Annotated in this window: 4 protein-coding genes; 1 reads left to right on the forward strand and 3 read right to left on the reverse strand. The window is 66.4% G+C overall.

Annotation, left to right across the window (positions count from 1 at the left end):
* Window positions 1-34 precede the first annotated feature (34 nt).
* The 3 genes from VJS38_RS02355 to VJS38_RS02365 form a co-directional block, all read right to left on the reverse strand.
* A complete protein-coding gene (locus VJS38_RS02355; RefSeq protein WP_324086545.1) occupies window positions 35-301 on the reverse strand; it encodes a VirB3 family type IV secretion system protein in 267 nt (88 codons plus the stop codon).
* Between the two features lie 4 nt (window positions 302-305).
* Complete coding sequence (locus tag VJS38_RS02360; protein WP_324086546.1) at window positions 306-653, reverse strand: TrbC/VirB2 family protein; 348 nt, start codon at window positions 651-653, stop codon at window positions 306-308.
* A gap of 313 nt (window positions 654-966) precedes the next feature.
* A complete protein-coding gene (locus VJS38_RS02365) occupies window positions 967-1,140 on the reverse strand; it encodes a hypothetical protein (protein WP_324086547.1) in 174 nt (57 codons plus the stop codon).
* A 685-nt stretch (window positions 1,141-1,825) separates the two neighbouring features.
* Between VJS38_RS02365 and VJS38_RS02370 the strand changes: the two genes are divergently transcribed.
* Window positions 1,826-2,020: hypothetical protein (locus tag VJS38_RS02370; RefSeq protein ID WP_324086548.1), on the forward strand; the 195-nt coding region annotated here is incomplete at its 3' end.

The raw sequence follows: 2,020 nt of genomic DNA on the forward strand, positions 1-2,020 counted from the left end.
GGCTTCGACTGGTATTCGCGGAGGTAGCGCATGTTTAGCCATCCCAATGGGATTTGTGGCGAACGTGGCGATCAAGCACTCGGAAGAAGTAGGGGTCGGACTTGGTGACGGCGTACGCGACCGCCCAAAGCAACATCCCGAACGGGACGCCGAACCACGGTTGCTGAAAGCTGACGGCGATCAGCACCGTGATTGTCCCGATGGCCGTCGCCATCATGCGAGGCACGCCCCCGATGGAGATCGGCGAGCTGATCGTGGTGTGCAGCGCGATCCGAAAACCGGGGGGCTCATGCTCCGACATGGGCTTAGAACACTGCCCCGCCAGCCGACCCGAAGAAGGTCAGGATGGCGCTCGTGCCCATCAGCGCGATCGCCAGGCCGAAGACGATTCCGAAGCCGCGGCGCATGAAGGTGCCTTCACCGCCGAGCGCGAAACCGAGGCCGGCGATCACCACGGCGATCGTGGTGACGGCGACGGCGACCGGGCCCGTCAGGTCGTTCTCGATCGTGGTCAGCGGGGTGTCCCACGGCATCGAGCCGCCGCCGGCGGCGGCGTTGGCGACGCCGGCCGACGCGGCGGCGATGAGGGCGCCGAGCGACAGCGGAAGCGTCCGCCGGCCGAACCGCCGCTTTAGGTCTTCTTGGACAGACATGAGGTCACACCTGGATGGGGTTGAGGAGGGGTACGCAGGCACTGGGGTGAGGGCGGCTCACCCCGGACGCCCTCACCCCGGCGGCGCCGGTGAAGCTCGAGGGCGCCTTCCCACCAGCTGACGCAAGGCGTCGCGGCCCTCAGGCCGACGAGCACGACGAGCGCTGCGGTGAGAAGCGGGAGCGCGCTGCTCGCCGAATCGGCGAACGGAGCGAACATTCGGGAAGGGGCGGCGGAAGGCAGGGCGGTCGCCACGCCTGCAAGCGACGCCGTGGCGAAGGCGACGCCGCAGCGCGGGAATTTCGCCCGGGGCGTCACAGCTCGACCCCGCGGGCGAGGCGCCGCGTCTCGGCCCGGAGCGCCCGGCGACGTTCGTAAGCCAGCTCGAGCTCGGCGTAGGTCGCCAAGCCGAGGGTCTCGAAGAGTCGCCAATAGGTCCGCGGAATGGAATTCCGCGTCACCCAACAGGCGGCGGTATTCCGGGTCACATGGCAGCCAGCACGTTGCAACTTCGCGGCGACTTCATATGCCCCGCCACTGCGGTCGATGATGCCGACATGCGACTCAATCGCTGCGCGATGTGCCCGCATTGACCCCCTCGTGACGAGATTTACGCCCCGCTAGGTCAACACGACGCACCCAATCGGTGCGAAATCCGCGGCAACAGCGTTGCTACGCGCTCAAGGTCGCCGCGCCACCTGGAGTTGTCAAGCGCTGCTGTACGCCTTTTTTACACGTTATGAGCGTATTTCACGCCAATAAGACGCCATGCTGAAACAGGGCGCGAACACTACGCGACAGTAGCGTGACATCCGAGTGGTGACTCGTGCCGAATTGGCGAGCGCAGCTATTGCGCCGCAACTTTTAGTGCAAAATGTGGCAGGCTGCGCCGCGGGCGCCGGATCCGCTTTCGCCTGTGACTTCAGACTGCTCGCGAGGGCTCGCCAACCCGTGTCCACTTCGAAGACCCACGATATTTTTGTGGATCCGGCGCCGGAGCCACTCACGACTCCACCAGGCGTGCCAATTGTAGGCATGGCATCGAAAGACGTTTGGAAAGCTCAGGGGAAGAGGCTGCGCCAAGCACGGCTGCGAAAGGGCTTCGAGTCCGCCCTTGCCGCAGCCGAGTCCCTGGGGGTTTCTGCGGGAACCTACCGCAACCACGAGCGCGGCGTGCGCAGCATGTCCAGGACGGTCGAGCGCTACGCCGTCCGGCTGGGCGTGACTCCGGAATGGCTGCTTTGGGGACGGGAGAAGGGAGAGGCTGCGGCCGGCGGCGAGCAGGGCGCGGTCCTGCCCGCGGGCCGGGCGGCGGTCACGGGGGAGACGCGAACTGTCCTCATGCACATCGTCGCCGAGCAATCGGGC

The organism is Phenylobacterium sp. (genome assembly GCF_035276905.1).
GTDB lineage: Bacteria > Pseudomonadota > Alphaproteobacteria > Caulobacterales > Caulobacteraceae > Phenylobacterium.

Excerpts from the sequence above, each read along its gene's own strand:
- VJS38_RS02355 (WP_324086545.1), bottom strand. The coding sequence starts at position 301 with ATGTCGGAGCATGAGCCCCCCGGTTTTCGGATCGCGCTGCACACCACG.
- VJS38_RS02360 (WP_324086546.1), bottom strand. The coding sequence starts at position 653 with ATGTCTGTCCAAGAAGACCTAAAGCGGCGGTTCGGCCGGCGGACGCTT.